The organism is Enterococcus sp. 5H, from assembly GCF_028128615.1.
Taxonomy (GTDB): Bacteria; Bacillota; Bacilli; order Lactobacillales; family Enterococcaceae; genus Enterococcus_L.
Genome location: NZ_AMDP01000017.1, coordinates 1 through 15,707, shown reverse-complemented (window position 1 = coordinate 15,707; position 15,707 = coordinate 1). Strand labels below are relative to the sequence as shown.

The window sequence follows — 15,707 nt, the reverse complement described above, 5'->3', positions numbered from 1 at the left end:
CAACAAAACACTAAATGTTACGGTCCAACCGTTAATGTCCAATTTAATTTAGCACTGTATGCTTTTGCTTGTACCCCATCACTTTGCGGTACATTTAGTTTTACATCTGCATTTTTATCTGTTAAAGCTGGAGAATCAGTTTTTCCGTAATTTGCTTCGTCGTAATCTTTTTGGAAAACGACTGAACTGATCGTTCCGTTTGTAGTTGTTTCATCTGTTTTACCTGCTTTTGATGTTAAAACAGCTACTGTTCCTGTTGAGTCCACATCTTTTACAGGGATTTGAACAGATGAATCACTTGGAATCGTTAAACCAGTAACGACCTCTGCTACATTGCCAGTGTGTACGTTATTTGTTAAGGCTTGGTTATAGATATTAATACGAGAAGCTCTTAATGAATGTCCACCAGTTTCTTTAAATAAAGCATCTTGTTCAACCGTTACTGCCCACGCTGTTCCTTGAACACCAGAAACGTCACCAACTTGAACAAAGTGAGGGATTGCATATTTTGTTGTGTCCCCTGTTTTTTGATAGTGCTCATAAATTGCATCATAGTTTTTTGTATCTACGCTTGTTTCGTTACTGCCAAAATCAAAGTCTGGTACATGCATCAACTGAATGTTTTCCACTGTTACACGTTCATTGTTTCCATCAACAATCTCAATTTTTTCGTCTGTACCCGGTTTAATAACGTTAATATCGCCTGATTGAGGGATAAATGAAGCTTTTCCATCTGTTTTTACAGCTCCTGTTTCAGCCGCTACTGGCAGAGAAAATCCTAATACTCCCACTGTTACTAAACTTAATCCTACAATTTTCTTCATTGTTGTTTTCATTTTCTCGCTCCTTGTTTTCACTGTAATTAGAATAGAATGAGTCCTTTTATGGTTCTACTGTTAATGTCCACGTTAAATTAGTCGAATATGCTTTTGCTTGAGATTGATCGCTAGCAGGTACATTCAACTTAACACCTTCATAACGTTCAGCAGTTGGTGATTTCGTTGCATCGTAGTCTTCTTCAATGTAGCTATTAGCAAAAACCGAAGACGTATAAGAATTTAGTGTAAATCCAGGTGTTTTATTTTCTAAAACGACTAATTCATCTTGGCTATCACTTGCGACTGGAATTGTAGAATATGTGCCGAACTCATCTGTTTTATCCAACGCTACTCCTGCAACTTTATCCGCTAAATCGCTTGCTGCATACGCTGTACTTGTCAACGTATTACCATAAATACGGATACGTGAATTTTTTAGCTGTTGCGCTGTTGTGCCGCTTGTCTTGAAGACATCATCTTGCTGTACACTTAATTTCCATTTTGTTTCACTATTACCTGATAAATCGGCTACTTGAACAGAATGAGGCATATAGAACGTTTCAGCCCCTTGATTTTTGGTTCTTTTCTCTGTTAAAGCGTTGTATTCTGTTGTTTTCAACTCGGTTTTATTCGTTCCAAAAGAAATGTCTGGTAAATGAGTGACATACACATTTCCAGCTTCTGGTAAAGGTTTCGGCTTTGATGGGTCTTCTGGATCTGGATCAGGGTCAACTGGGTTAGGATCTTTAGGACCTTCTTCTGGTTTCGATGGATCAGGACGATCCCCCGCTGTAAATTCAGTTTCAGCTTTTGTTTTAGCTGAACTTTCTTCCGCGTATACATTAGTTGCTGAGTAGCTCAGCGCTAAGCCGCTTAATAATAAACCTACTAGTAATTTCTTTTTCATTCTTGTTCCTTCTTTCGTGTTTTTTTCTTTTTTACTTGAATGCCTATGAAAAGCACAATCAAAAGACAAACTCCTACAATTAGCAAATATAAATTTTGCCGTTCCCCTGTGTGTGGTAATATGCCTTTTTTACCCCCATCAAAAATAGTATCAATAATAGGTTGTTTAGGCTTATCTCCTTGAATAAAAGTAATATCAGATTGCGTTTTCCCAGAGGCTTCTGCTATTATCCCTAAAAATGGAGTAAATAGGAGAAACAAACAAATAATAGACCAAATGAATTTTTTCATAATTGCCTCCCCTCTGTTTTAATGAATGACCTTTTCCACCTGTGAACTTGAAGTGGGTCTTCTTTCAACGATTTTTGCAAGTGATACTCTTTTTTAACAATCAGCCACTCAACTTGAAGGGATCTGTATCTTTGCTTTTAGGTCGCCAGACGACTTCGTTCACCCCCTCTCAATTTTTTAGATTAAGTAGATAAGGTCAACATGTACCCTCGAGATCGGATTGTTTTAATCACATCTTGCTTGCCTTCACTTGCTTGAGATAACTTCGAGCGAATTTTACAAATGACATTTGCTACTCTGCTTTGTCCTGTTTCACCTAACAATTCAAACTGTCCTCCTAAAAGCGATTCAGCCAGCATTTCATAGGTACAAACTTCTTCTTTATGCTCATAAAGCAATTCCATAAGGACATACTCTAGTCTGGTTAAAGGAATGCTTGATTCTCCAATAAAAAGGCTTAACTTCAACGGGTCTAACAAAAAAAATTCACTCTTCTCGATCTTTTCTTGTGAGTCATTCTTCATAATATTTAAATTATTACTAATAGCCAGGTTTATTTCTTCAATAGAGTAATTGCCTTCAAACACACCACAAACACCTAACTGCAGATACACATTTTTTTCTTCTAATTGCTTTTCAGAAGAAGCTACCCATATCGGCACATCTTTGTACATCTTCATTTTTATAACCCATTCACACACTTCTCTCATACCAAAAACTTGATTTTTACAAATTAATAGCGCATCTAAATTCTTCAAGTCATTTTTCTCAACTACTTCTTTACTATTTAGTATGGGAGCCGAGGTTTGGTTGGTGAAAAATTGCTCGCTTATACTATTTTCTGTATCAATTATCCCTAACCTCATACTATTCTCTCCTAATCATTTTTATAGTGAAATTTTCTGAAGCAACATATCTTCATTAAAATTATCGTAAAAATAAATCAAATTTATATCTATTTCACATTATTAATATTCTTTCATTTCAAGAAAAAAAACAATTATACATCCGGAGAATCTTTTTTGATTTATTGCGAAAGTTCACAATTTTTAAGGAATTAATAAAAAATAAAGAAAAAATTCACTAATTATTATGGAAGTTAACTGATAAAAAGTGTACTATATTAGTTGGTTTCTATTTATGCTGTACATTCACAATATAAAGTGATTAAATTTTACAGATGAAAAAATTATTATTTAAATAAAAAACCATATACATAAACAGTTAGATTAAAAATATTAAAATAGTTTGAAATTCGAATAAACACACACATATCGAACCATATAATTATGTTTATATTTCATTATTTTATTTACAGAGGTGCAATAAATTGAAAAAAATAAGAACTGTAATCCTTCCCTCCATGTTGTGCGTTGGTATTTATATATCAGCTCATTCAATCATGATAGCAACTGCCGACGATCAGCTAAACACAACAACAAGTACTGCAGATATCAAACACACCGAGTCTTCCTCAATAAAACCGTCATCTTCCGTTAATGTATCCCTTACAGAAACACATGTAGATAACGTGACAATACCTGATGAGACCTTTAAAAAAGTAATTTTATCAACTTTAGGTAAACCTTTAGGTAGTGAAATAACAAAGGAAGACATGGCAAAACTGACTTCTTTACAAATCACAGCGGAAAATTCAGCAAAAATCAGTAATTTATCTGGTTTAGAGTATGCTATAAACTTAGTTGACTTTTATTTAAGTTCCAGTGGCGTAACCGATTTTAGCCCATTGGAAAAACTCTCTTCACTGGTTTACGTAAACTTAAGCGGAAAAAACCTAAATTCGTCTAATTTTCCTGATCTAAGTCTAAGTGCCAACGGAATCACACATATTTCTGCCAGTAACGCCTCATTAGATAATGACGTATTGCCAAAACTTGCCCAGCTAAGCCAAGTAGAACGCTTATACTTAGATACAAATATGTTCATTACGACTCTAGAACCACTAAAAGTAATGCCAAAATTACGATCTATTTCTGTTCAGTTCTGCGGTATTACTGATTTCACTGTTATCAATGATTTTCCAGTTTTGAATGATTTAGCTGCATTTGGGCAAAATACCGGGCGAGCAAATCCGCCAATGACTATTAATCGTACTGATTTAGCTTATGATGCTGAAACACAGACAGTCTTTCTACCTTTTACGCTGATGCCCAATCGCATGACAAATTTTGATGGATATGTTCCACCTTTTACAACTTCTAACTCGTCAAATGAAACACAATTAGAATTTAATGGAACTCGTTTACCGGAAAACCGACTGCAAATTACCGACCAAGGAATCACTGTATCGGATGTTACAGAGGATGAGTATGTAAATTTATCCAATTGGGAATATAACTCTCGAATCAATAATCCTGCTGGCAGCTATCAATCACCAGCAAATTACAGTTTTTATTCGATTTCATCTGGGACTTATCTCCAACAGTTTAACGTTATTGACGAACCTGAAGAAGGTGCTCCAATCACTGTCGAATATCTAGATGAAGCTGGTATAGAGATAGACAATGCAACTATTTTGACAGGAAAAATCGATACACCTTTTCAAACGGCGCCAAAAGAAATTAATGGCTGGATTTTAAAAACAACTCCGGATAATGAGGTCGGTTTTTTCTCTCAACTTCCGCAAACCGTGACGTATACTTACGAAAAAGCTCTCGGTGCTCCTGTTACTGTTAAATATCTAGATGAAACTGGCACAGAAATCGAACCGTCAACTACTCTTTCAGGAAAAATCGATACACCATTTAAAACTGTCCCAAAAGAAATTAATCAATGGATGTTAAAAACAACTCCGACTAATGAAGCTGGCAGCTTTAAGCAAACTGCTCAAGAAGTCGTATACATTTATGAAAAGGCCTTTGGGGCACCTGTAACAATTCATTACCTTGACGATGAAGGTCATAGACTAGCAGATTCAGATGTCTTAACGGGAAGAATCGATGCTCCTTTTGATACAACACCAAAACAAATTAACCACTGGCAACTGAACAAAAAACCTGAAAATACATCTGGACTTTTTACATCCCAACCACAAACACTTGTTTATATTTATAACCGCTCAGGGATTCTTCCAGTTGCTTCGTTTTCACAATTTGGAGAAAACTCTCACTCTGAATCTAATTCTATTTCTCAGTTAGTAGATCAAAAACAGTTTAGTGGGGAACCTCTTATCCAGACAATATTGCCCAGCACATTGCAGGAAGCTCAAACAGATTATAAGCAAACTAAAAAAAACAACTACAAAACAGGATCAGTTACAGTAAAATTTGTAGATGATAAGGGAAATGAACTAGCTACTTCACGCACTCTAAAAGGAGAAATTGGTGCTTCTTATAAAGTAACTGCCAAAAGCAATAAGGAATTAATGAAATAAACGAAGGATTGACCTTTAAGGGGAGATTAAATGGAATATTTAAATTTTTTAGAGGATGAAGACCGTGACAAATTACAATTATTAATGACCTTGCAACTGTATAACGATCAATTTTTAACACAAAAAAAGTTAATCGAATTAACTGGTTTATCCAAATTTTTATTGGAAAAGTACATTGCAGAATTAAACACGGAATATCCTGAACTAGCTATTTCCGAAGAGTTATATGATGAGTTGATCTATCAGCCAATCTCAAACGATACAATACAAAAAATTCAGCATTGTTACGCTCAACGATCATTGAAATTTCGTTTTTTTGTCGAAGTTTTAATAGAAGAAAAAACGATAAATAAATTCCAAGATGAACAACACATCGCTAAAACAACACTTTATCAAATACGTAACAAAGTGTTGTCTCATCTGAAAAAAGAACGTATCACCGTTCAAAAGAATAAATTGATTGGCGATGAAATGAAAGTTCGTTCTATTATTTTTGATATTATTGCTTATTTCTACTTCGGTGAAGCTTTTCCTTTTTCTAAAGAAAGTGAAAAAAATGCTCAATTATTGCTTCAGCAATTAACAAACTATTTCAATTTAGAATTAACGTTTTTCCAAAAAAATAAACTAGCTTTATTTATCCACATCATCCAAATCAGAATAAAAAATCGACACACTATAAAGGAAGACTTTTGCTCAATCAACGAGAAAACTCAATTGACTTATCATCGGCAGCTTTTAATGATTGAAACAGCTCTTCATCCTACTATGGAGCAGCCGACAGGGAATTTTAAAGAAACAAACTATTTACTACTTTTTCTATACGTATCAGATATTTTCGACATTGATTTAGAGATTAACCAAATCCTATTTACAAAAAACCAAGCTGCTGCACAGGAATTAATTGACCGTTTAACAACCAAATTTCAAATTACAGATACACAAAAAAATCAATTATATCAAGCCTTTTTAAAAAAGCTATTAGGACTATCCATATTTAAACAAAGCTACACTACTTTTGTTGATACAGCTGCCTATAGTTATTTTGCCGAAGTCTATTTCCCTTTACATAAATTGATTTTAAAGTTCATTCGTAAAGAGCAATTTCTTTTATCGCTGGAACTTTCTAAAAGCGATCAAGCAAAACTTTACTACGACATAATATTTTCAACGTTGTCTCTCTTAGAACCTGCTCAACTGGGTAAACCTATCAATATTTATATAGATTTTTCACATGGAATAGCCTATTCAGAGTATATTCGTCAAAGCTTGCTCCGTTTTCGGGATTTAAATATCACGATTCAGAAAAAATTCAATAATGATACACATATTTCTTTATCGGATTATCGTTTGAAAGAAGCTCAGTGCCAACAAATTATTTGGAAGCAGCCACCTACTCCGTCAGACTGGGCAAAATTTGCTGATTTAGTCATTGAATTAAGAGAGGTTGAAAATGAAAAAAATGAAGTCTTTTAACTTATTAACATTAACTATTTTCCTAATTCTTTTATTAGTTATCCAACCAACAACGATAGTTTACTATGCAAAAGAAGAGGAACGCCAATTTTGGGAATTAGTTAATGACTCTATTGTCCAAGAAGGCGTATTTACAGATGAACCGCAAGAAGTCGTTTTCGTTTATCGCAAAAGAACAATGAATCTGCCTTCACAAATGGTTACAACAAAAACACCATTAGTAATCACGCCTCCCGTAAGAAAACAAAAAACGCAATATGCTGAAATATTGCGCGAAGTTTCAGGAGTTTTTCTTTTCGGATCTACTCACATGTAATAACTATCAACAAAAAAGTGCACCAAAACTAATAAAAAGTTTTGGTGCACTTTTTAAATACGAATAAAAAGCAGCTACTCCACTTCATTCCGATCACATCAAAGTGAGTGGGACAAAACTAAAGATCAGTTTTGTTTCACTCACTAGATCCGAATAAACAGCGAGAAAAAAGCAGATCCTTCGGAAATAAGCGGAAATTACTATGAAACACAGTAAGATACGAACTGATGTAAAATAGTACCTACTTGGTTCTCGGAGCTAAACGTTTTTGTTTTAGCTCTTTTGCTTCTATTTAATCTTCTATATATGTCCATTTAAAGTCATATTTAGCACCAGTTGAGTGGTACACGACATCTTTAACTTTTTCAGAACGAAGACGTGCTTCTGCTTTTTGGTACAATGGAACAACGCCCATATCATCCATGATAATTTTTTCTGCACCTAGCAAGTCATCCCAACGTGCTTCAGGATTGTTTGCATTAGTAGTAGCCGCACTTTCAACTAATTTATCGTACTCAGCGTTTGAGTAGTGACCTCTGTTGTAAGAGTTATCTGTTGTAAATAAATCTAAGAAACTACTTGGGTCTGCATAATCTGCTCCCCATGCACTAACAGCAATTTCAAAGTCGCCTTTGTTTGAACGATCTAAACGAACAGAAAATGGTACTGGGCTTACTGATACTTTTAAGCCATCCAATGTGTCAGATAATGAACCTTGTAAGTATTCAGCCATTTTCTTCGCATTATCAGTATCATCGATCAATAAATCTACAGATAAAGTAGAGATACCTAGTTCTTTTTTAGCTTTTTCCCAAGATTCTTTGGCTTTGTCTACATCATAAACGATCGGATCGCCAGCTTCTTTGGCAAAATCTTCGTCTGTTTCCGGGTTAGTTGCTAAACCTTCCGGTACCAAGCCTAGAGGGACTGTTGAACCATTGGCAAGAATTTGATCTACTAAAGCTTTACGATCAATTGCATAAGATAAAGCTTTACGTAAGTTCTCATTACGATAAGGAGAATCTTCTGCTCTTTGGTTTGGTTCAAGATAGAATGTTGCTGCACCTTTTAAGATAATGTAATTTGGATCACTCTTCATTTGTTGTGCTAATTCACCAGATAATGGGACATCATCAGCTTGACCATCTTGGAACAAGTTCAATGCAGTTGGCGCTTCTTTAACCACATCAACAGAAACTTTATCTAGTTTCACTGTATCTTTATCCCAATATTTATCATTTTTTGTATATGACCAACTAGTATCTGTTCCCGGTCCATCAAAATCAGTTAATGTAAACGGACCATTGTATACAGCATTGTCGCTAGTCGTTGTATAGTCTTTACCAAATTTTTCGGCAATATCTTGACGTTGTGGCAAGAACGATGGGAATGCTAACAAATAATCAAAGAACGGTGTTGCTCTTTCTAATGTGATTTCTAATTCATAATCACTAATTGCTTTGATTCCAAGTTCTTCTTTTTTCATTTCACCTTTAGAAATTTTTTCAGCATTTTTCACTGAGTTAAACATATAAGCATATTCAGATCCTGTTGCCGGATCTACAGTTCTTTGCCATCCATAAACGAAATCCGCTGCTGTAACAGGTTTGTCATCTGTCCATTTAGCATCTTCTCTTAATTTAATTTTATACGTTAAACCATCTTCACTAACTTCTGCCATTTCACTAGCACCAGCTGGTTGAGGTTTACTATCTTTATCTAGACGATAAATTCCTTCATAAACATTGTTCAATGCAACAAAACTAACTTCATCTGTTGCTAATGATGGGTCTGCACTTGGCATTTCTTGTCTTTCTACAAATCTAAATACTTTTTCTTCACTTCCTGAACCGCCAGTATCTTTGGAGCCGCCTCCACAGGCTGCTAAAGCTAGACTTGATAAAGCTACTAAGCCTAATAGAGCACTTTTCTTTAATTTCATATAAAAAACCCCCAATTTATTAAAAGCTATAAAGAATATAACAAAGTTATAGGTTCAAGGCAATTAAAACACTACGAGGGATTTAGTAAAAATATTCTGAATTTTTTCTAATTTTAAAGAAAAAAAGAAGCTACAAACCTGATGGTTGTGCTTCTTTTACGTTTATTTACTTATTTTGCATAATCTACTGCACGTGTTTCTCTAATTACCGTCACTTTAATATGACCAGGGTAATCTAAATCGTCTTCAATCTTCTTGCGAATATCTCTAACTAAACGAACAGCTTCCAAATCAGTAATTTCATCTGGTTTAACCATCACACGAACTTCACGTCCTGCTTGTACAGCAAAACTAGATTCCACACCATCAAATCCATTAGAAATATTTTCTAAGTTTTCTAGACGGCGAATATAGTTTTCCATAGACTCGCTACGAGCCCCCGGTCTTGCAGCTGACAAAGCATCCGCTGCAGCAACTAATACAGAAATAACTGATGTTGCTTCGATGTCACCATGATGGGATGCAATCGCATTGATTACTGTAGCATTCTCTTTGTATTTCGCCGCTAATTCAGCACCGATTTCCACGTGAGAACCTTCAATTTCATGGTCTAGCGCTTTACCAATGTCATGAAGTAATCCAGCACGTTTAGCTAACTGAACATCTTCACCTAATTCTGCAGCTAAAACACCTGTTAATTTAGCAACTTCAATGGAATGGTTTAATACATTTTGACCATAACTTGTACGGAAACGTAAACGACCTAAAATCTTGATTAGATCTGGGTGTAATGTGTGAGCGCCAACTTCAAAGGCAGCTTGCTCACCGTATTCACGGATTCGTTCGTCCATCTCTTTACGAGATTTTTCAACCATCTCTTCAATACGAGCAGGATGAATTCGACCATCTTGAATTAATTTTTCAAGAGTCATACGAGCGATCTCTCTACGGATAGGATCAAATCCTGAAAGAACAACAGCTTCTGGTGTATCGTCAATAATCAAGTCAATCCCAGTCAAAGTTTCTAACGTACGGATATTTCGTCCCTCACGACCAATGATTCTACCTTTCATTTCATCGTTTGGTAAACTGACAACAGAAACAGTTGTTTCAGAAACCGAATCAGCAGCACAACGTTGAATTGCTAGAGATAGTAAGTTTTTAGCTTTACGATCTGACTCTTCTTTTGCGCGTTGTTCAGATTCTTTAACCATTACAGTCAATTCATGACTTAATTCTTCTTCAGTTGATTTCATGATGATATCTTTTGCTTCATCTTTTGATAGTGAAGCAATACGTTCTATTTCTTGGTGTTGCTTTTCAACCAGTTCTTCTACAACTTTTTCTCGCTCATCAATTAATTGCTGTCTAGCACCAAGTTTCTCTTCTTTTTCTTCCAGTGAGTTTTCACGTTTTTCAAGAGTATCATCTTTACGGTCCAATGTCTGTTCTCTTTGGAGTAAACGATTTTCTTGAGATTTAAGTTCTACTTTGTTTTCTTTCAACTCACTTTCAATTTCTGATCGATACTTCTGGTTCTCTTCCATAGCTTCTAATAAAGCCGCTTTTTTTAGAGTTTCCGCTTCTTTATTGGCACTTTCAATGATGCCTTCAGCGGAATTTTTTGCACCATCTATAGTCTTTTCATGACGTGATTTTGCAACGACTAACCCTAAACCAAGACCAACAATTAACGCGATGATAGCGAGGAGAATTTCTAAACCCATTGTTTCCACCTCCATACTATCTTCAAATTTTCAATATTCATGTAGTTTTCTGATAAACTATAATCAATTATCAATATGCCTACTTGCATACGTGTATTTACACACAACTTTATTCTAATGTTTGTATCTCAGTGTGTCAACTCAAAAAAGCCCTTTCTGGATTAAAGAGCCTCGATTGACAACAAGATTCGATTGTATAAAAAAAGCAATCCATGAAAAGCCTTGATGACTTTCATTGAATTGCTTTTAAAATTAGATTATTCTTCGTCAAGTGGAAGTTCTTCTTGCCCTTCTTCTACTTCAACGACGGCTGTCCCATCACCGATACCAAATGCATCGCGAACACGTTTTGAAACTTCTTCAACCATCTCTGGGTGTTCTTGCATATAGATCTTAACGTTCTCACGTCCTTGACCAATACGCTCTTCTTTATAGCCATACCAAGCACCACTTTTATCAATGATATCTTTTTCAACCGCCATATCAAGTAATTCTCCTTCTTGAGAGATTCCTTGACCATACATAATATCTACTTCAGCTACTTTAAAAGGCGGTGCAACTTTATTTTTAACAACTTTGATCTTTGTACGGTTACCAATGATATCTGTTCCTTGCTTTAATTGCTCTGCTCTTCTTACTTCTAAACGAACAGTAGCGTAAAATTTAAGTGCACGCCCTCCTGGAGTTGTCTCAGGATTACCGAACATAACACCAACTTTTTCACGAATTTGGTTAATAAAGATCGCGATTGTTTTTGTCTTGTTAATTGATCCTGAAAGTTTACGTAAGGCTTGTGACATCAAACGTGCTTGTAAACCTACATGGCTTGCACCCATTTCTCCGTCGATTTCGGCACGAGGTACTAAAGCAGCAACCGAATCAATAACTACGATATCAATGGCACCACTTGATACCAAAGCATCAGCAATCTCTAATCCTTGTTCACCAGTATCAGGCTGTGAAAGTAGTAATTCATCAATATTTACACCTAATTTTTGCGCATATTGCGGGTCTAATGCATGCTCAGCATCGATAAATGCTGCTGTACCGCCTTGTTGTTGAACAGAGGCAATCGCATGCAATGCAACAGTTGTTTTACCAGAACTTTCCGGTCCGTAGACTTCAACAATCCGCCCACGAGGATAGCCACCTACTCCTAAAGCAACATCTAATGCTAGTGAACCACTCGGAATAGTAGAAATTTGCTGGTCAACTTTTTCCCCTAATTTCATTACGGAACCTTTACCAAAGTTCTTTTCAATTTTTTTTAGTGCGGCATCTAAAGCCACTTTACGATCATCTGCCAATCGATAATCCTCCTTATATATAAACGATTTAAGTTCTTTTTCAATAAATATATCATAACTGGTTTATTTAAAAAAAGCAAGAGAAAAACGAACAAACATTCGCCTTTTTATTTTTTCTTATTAATTGCTCTACGAATCATATCTAATCCTTTCATCACAGCGCTTTGACGAATATAACTGCGATCCCGATTAAAGTGACACAACACTGCAAAAGCAGGTTTTCCTTTTTCTGCCAAACCAATCCAAACAGTTCCTACTGGTTGCCCTTCTAACTCATCTGGACCTGCTACACCTGTGAATGAAACAGCAAAATCTGTATTAGCTAATTTTCTCGCTTGTTCTGCCATAGCAATTGCACAGGCTTCACTAACAACACCAGCTTTTTCTAACAGTTCATGGTCAATACCTAAAAATTGTTCTTTTGTCTCTGCCGAATATGTCACAAAACCTCCTTTGAAAACTTCAGAAACACCAGAAACATCTCCTAATGTACTTTGAAAAAGACCCGCAGTTAGACTTTCTGCAGCAGAAACTGTTTTACCAGATTCTTTCAACTGATCTACCGTTACTTTCACTAAGCTGTTTTCATCACCATACCCATAGAAAAATTCCCCAACTTTTTCCAAAACTTGGGTCTCTATGCCATTTAGCAACTGTTGACCTAGTTCATTATCTGCTGTCTTTGCTGTTAGTCGTAACGTTACTTCATTTGGCTTAGCATATGGTGCGATAGTTGGATTCGTTTGTGTATCAATTAGTTCCTTCAAATCAGTAACTAATTGTGACTCTCCAATACCATAAAAACGAAGAACTCTTGAAATTAGTTGTTCTTTTTGTGGAAAAAGCTGTTTTAACAAAGGACGTGCGTTTTGCTGAAACATAGGTTTTAACTCATTAGGCGGACCTGGCAATAGCAAATAGGTAGTTCTACTTTCGGTAATTAAGGTTCCTACAGCAAGTCCTGTTGGATTTTGAATACCTATTCCTCCATCGATCATCAGCGTCTGTCTTAAATTGTTTTCCGTCATTTTATTTTTTGAAAAAGTAAAAAACTCATGTAGCTTAGCAAGTGCCTGTTCATCTTGAATCAATGAGTGGTTAATATGCTCTGCAACTGTGTCTTTAGTCAAGTCATCATCTGTTGGTCCTAAACCACCACATAAAACGACTAAATCACTCCGTTTTTGGGCTTCAGTCAATAATTTTTTCAATCGTGATGGATTGTCCCCAACAACAGTGTGATAATATACTTCAATTCCTAAATCAGCTAACTCTTCTGATAAAAAAGTCGCATTTGTATTGACAACTTGACCTAGTAACAACTCTGTACCAACGGCTATAATCTCTGCTTTCATTTTTCTCCTCTTCTCTATTAAGTATACGAAAACGGTTCTTATTTTCATTTTATCACAAGAATTTTTTTTAAAGCTTCAAAAAGACTTTTTAAATCAACAAAATGATTATCATATGATTAATAATATGGTACAATTTGTTTAATAAAGAAAAAGGAGGAGTTAAAGAATTATGGCAGCGTTTATTGGGATTTTAAGTTTTTTAGGTATTATTATAGGTGCTATTTTATCAATACGAGCTTTATTTACGAAACAATCAAAGAAACGCCCTTTACTGATAACAGGTATTAGTTTCATTATCGCAGTTGGAGCAGTTAGTTTATCCACATCTTCCCCAAAATTAGAAATAGATAAACAGGCAATCGAAACAAATACCTCAGGCGTCGCAACAATTACAGGAAAAACGAATGACAACAGTCAACTGACTGTTGATGGAGAAAAAATTCAAACAAAAGATGGTAACTTCACTTACAAAGTAACTTTAAAAAATGATCAGACAAAAAAACTAACGTTTGTTGCTTCAGTCGGTGATGCTGATAAAGCTGAGACAGTTGAGGTCAAACCATCGAAAGCCTTTGTTGCCTTTTTAAATGACGAAAAACAAGATCAAGAGGCCATAGAATCAGCAGAAACAGCTTTAACCTTGGCGGAAAGTAAACCCACTAGAAAGAATTATGATGAAGCTGCGACCCTCATTACTTCATTAACCAAAGAGCAGGCAGATCTTACAGAACGCTTAGCCATCGTTAAAGACAACGTTCCTATCTATGAAGCTGTTGAACTAGCCGAAACAAAACAAACAAAAGAAAACTTAGACTCTGCTACCGCTTTAGTTGCTAAAGCAACATTAAATAAAGCTGATTTGAGTAAACGATTAGCTACTGTTCAACATAAAATTACGGAAAAAGAAACAACTGAAAAACAAATTGCAGCAGCTCGTGCAGCAGTGGAAAAAGCTGAGCAAGAACCTAGTGATGAACATTACAATGAAGCAATTGCTAAAATTAATGAAATCCCCAACGGAAATGAAGAATTTACCAACCGAGCAAATAAAATTAAGCAAACACTAACAGCTCAAAAAGAAGAAGCTAAAAAACTTGCAGAAGCGCAAAAAAACGCTGAGCAAGAAGCCGCAGCACAACAAGCTCAAGCAACTGGAGAAATGGTTTTAGTAACCGCTACAGGAAGTAAATATCATAATCGGAAATGTGGAAATGGTACTTACACTCCTGCAACTTTAGAAGAAGCCCAAGCAAGAGGTTTAACCCCTTGTTCTAAATGCTACTAAAAATGACAATGAAAGGCACAAACAAACTTCTTAACTAGAAGATTTGTTTGTGTCTTTTTAACTTTTACATCTATTCTAGTACAACTAGAAGATAAAAATCCTCATATTCACCAAGCTTTTTTTACCTGCAAAAACTGAGTATTCTCTATACTTTTTATATTATGTCTATTTCGTTTTTTCCACCGTGTTCCCCACTTATTGATTCTCAATGTCAAAAGGGCATACATTCGAACAATATGAATCGTAAAGAAATGGAAAAGGCCATACACCGGTGCGAGTAAATAACAGACAGGATCTTTAAAGATATAATGCACATTTCTCGCATAAGCCGATAGGCAGGCTAGGAGTAAAAAGAACAACCAATCCTTCGCACCTAAATCACCAAAGTGCCAGAAAATATTATAGGACACAGCCCCTAAAAAGATGATCCACAATAAAATTTCCGTGATTGACCAAACAAAAACCAGGGGTCTTTTTCGGATCAGTTTCATTGAAATAAAACTTTCTCTAAAAAAGGATTTACTCCAGCGCGTTTGCTGCTTTAGAAAGACACCAATTTTTTCCGGGACATCCGTAATACATTTAGCCGTTTCCTGATAAACTGTTTTTCCACGTTCATTCGCATAATTGGTTAGGCAACGATCATCCCCTACATGAGCGGGGACCCCAAAAACAGTTTGATTCAAATAACGATCCAAGTTATCCATGACAACGTCACGGCGATAACAGCTAATCGGACCTGAACAGACTAAAATATTCCCGGTAACCGATTGAGAAGCACGTTCCACACGAAAGGCATTATCATAACGCATATCTAATAAATAAGAAAGCAAGGAACTTTTTTTGTTTCTGGCATTAATATGACCGGTGACTGCTTGTACTTTTTTATG

The 15,707-nt window shown here is 35.7% G+C and carries 13 protein-coding genes; 4 read left to right on the top strand and 9 right to left on the bottom strand.

Annotated features, from left to right (window positions below):
• Positions 1-17 precede the first annotated feature (17 nt).
• The 4 genes from C240_RS04760 to C240_RS04745 form a co-directional block, all read right to left on the bottom strand.
• Entirely contained in the window at positions 18-836 is an 819-nt protein-coding gene (locus C240_RS04760) for a WxL domain-containing protein (RefSeq protein WP_271491720.1), read from the bottom strand.
• 46 nt (positions 837-882) lie between these two features.
• The gene (locus C240_RS04755; RefSeq protein ID WP_271491717.1) at positions 883-1,725 is read right to left on the bottom strand and encodes a WxL domain-containing protein; all 843 of its coding nucleotides are present in this window, start codon (positions 1,723-1,725) and stop codon (positions 883-885) included.
• Entirely contained in the window at positions 1,722-2,015 is a 294-nt protein-coding gene (locus tag C240_RS04750) for an LPXTG cell wall anchor domain-containing protein (RefSeq protein ID WP_271491714.1), read from the bottom strand. Before C240_RS04750 ends, C240_RS04755 begins: the two co-directional genes overlap by 4 nt.
• Positions 2,016-2,197: 182 nt before the next feature.
• Positions 2,198-2,881 carry a response regulator transcription factor gene (locus C240_RS04745; RefSeq protein WP_271491711.1) on the bottom strand — a complete coding sequence of 228 codons (684 nt, stop codon included), beginning with the start codon at positions 2,879-2,881 and terminating at the stop codon, positions 2,198-2,200.
• A gap of 464 nt (positions 2,882-3,345) precedes the next feature.
• On the opposite strand from C240_RS04745, the gene C240_RS04740 reads away from it, so the two are divergent.
• From C240_RS04740 to C240_RS04730, 3 genes are read left to right on the top strand one after another with little or no spacing between them, the layout of a single operon-like run.
• On the top strand, positions 3,346-5,409 hold the full coding sequence (locus C240_RS04740; protein ID WP_271491708.1) for a MucBP domain-containing protein: 2,064 nt from the start codon (positions 3,346-3,348) through the stop codon (positions 5,407-5,409).
• Between the two features lie 30 nt (positions 5,410-5,439).
• On the top strand, positions 5,440-6,885 hold the full coding sequence (locus C240_RS04735) for a helix-turn-helix domain-containing protein (protein ID WP_271491705.1): 1,446 nt from the start codon (positions 5,440-5,442) through the stop codon (positions 6,883-6,885).
• Positions 6,863-7,201 carry a hypothetical protein gene (locus C240_RS04730; RefSeq protein ID WP_271491702.1) on the top strand — a complete coding sequence of 113 codons (339 nt, stop codon included), beginning with the start codon at positions 6,863-6,865 and terminating at the stop codon, positions 7,199-7,201. The genes C240_RS04735 and C240_RS04730 overlap by 23 nt, the downstream gene beginning before the upstream one ends.
• A gap of 292 nt (positions 7,202-7,493) precedes the next feature.
• On the opposite strand, the gene C240_RS04725 is transcribed toward C240_RS04730, so the two are convergent.
• The 4 genes from C240_RS04725 to C240_RS04710 form a co-directional block, all read right to left on the bottom strand.
• Positions 7,494-9,143, bottom strand: coding sequence for a peptide ABC transporter substrate-binding protein (locus C240_RS04725; RefSeq protein ID WP_271491699.1), 1,650 nt, complete (start codon positions 9,141-9,143; stop codon positions 7,494-7,496).
• Between the two features lie 170 nt (positions 9,144-9,313).
• Positions 9,314-10,870 (bottom strand): ribonuclease Y, encoded by a 1,557-nt coding sequence (gene rny / locus C240_RS04720; protein ID WP_271491696.1) that lies wholly within the window; start codon positions 10,868-10,870, stop codon positions 9,314-9,316.
• A gap of 257 nt (positions 10,871-11,127) precedes the next feature.
• On the bottom strand, positions 11,128-12,177 hold the full coding sequence (gene recA, locus C240_RS04715) for a recombinase RecA (RefSeq protein WP_271491693.1): 1,050 nt from the start codon (positions 12,175-12,177) through the stop codon (positions 11,128-11,130).
• 107 nt (positions 12,178-12,284) lie between these two features.
• On the bottom strand, positions 12,285-13,532 hold the full coding sequence (locus C240_RS04710; RefSeq protein ID WP_271491690.1) for a competence/damage-inducible protein A: 1,248 nt from the start codon (positions 13,530-13,532) through the stop codon (positions 12,285-12,287).
• Positions 13,533-13,701: 169 nt separating this feature from the next.
• Here C240_RS04710 and C240_RS04705 point away from each other — a divergent pair, with 169 nt between their 5' ends.
• Positions 13,702-14,817 carry a hypothetical protein gene (locus tag C240_RS04705; protein ID WP_271491687.1) on the top strand — a complete coding sequence of 372 codons (1,116 nt, stop codon included), beginning with the start codon at positions 13,702-13,704 and terminating at the stop codon, positions 14,815-14,817.
• 107 nt (positions 14,818-14,924) lie between these two features.
• On the opposite strand, the gene C240_RS04700 is transcribed toward C240_RS04705, so the two are convergent.
• A partial coding sequence (locus C240_RS04700) for a glycosyltransferase family 2 protein (RefSeq protein ID WP_271491684.1) occupies positions 14,925-15,707 on the bottom strand: 783 nt, incomplete at its 5' end.

What these genes read in the sequence shown, in the direction of transcription:
- C240_RS04750 (WP_271491714.1), bottom strand. Translation starts at nt 2,015, where the DNA reads ATGAAAAAATTCATTTGGTCTATTATTTGTTTGTTTCTCCTATTTACT.
- rny (WP_271491696.1), bottom strand. Translation starts at nt 10,870, where the DNA reads ATGGGTTTAGAAATTCTCCTCGCTATCATCGCGTTAATTGTTGGTCTT.
- C240_RS04760 (WP_271491720.1), bottom strand. Translation starts at nt 836, where the DNA reads ATGAAAACAACAATGAAGAAAATTGTAGGATTAAGTTTAGTAACAGTG.
- C240_RS04725 (WP_271491699.1), bottom strand. Translation starts at nt 9,143, where the DNA reads ATGAAATTAAAGAAAAGTGCTCTATTAGGCTTAGTAGCTTTATCAAGT.
- C240_RS04735 (WP_271491705.1), top strand. Translation starts at nt 5,440, where the DNA reads ATGGAATATTTAAATTTTTTAGAGGATGAAGACCGTGACAAATTACAA.
- C240_RS04705 (WP_271491687.1), top strand. Translation starts at nt 13,702, where the DNA reads ATGGCAGCGTTTATTGGGATTTTAAGTTTTTTAGGTATTATTATAGGT.
- C240_RS04755 (WP_271491717.1), bottom strand. Translation starts at nt 1,725, where the DNA reads ATGAAAAAGAAATTACTAGTAGGTTTATTATTAAGCGGCTTAGCGCTG.
- C240_RS04745 (WP_271491711.1), bottom strand. Translation starts at nt 2,881, where the DNA reads ATGAGGTTAGGGATAATTGATACAGAAAATAGTATAAGCGAGCAATTT.
- C240_RS04730 (WP_271491702.1), top strand. Translation starts at nt 6,863, where the DNA reads ATGAAAAAAATGAAGTCTTTTAACTTATTAACATTAACTATTTTCCTA.
- C240_RS04710 (WP_271491690.1), bottom strand. Translation starts at nt 13,532, where the DNA reads ATGAAAGCAGAGATTATAGCCGTTGGTACAGAGTTGTTACTAGGTCAA.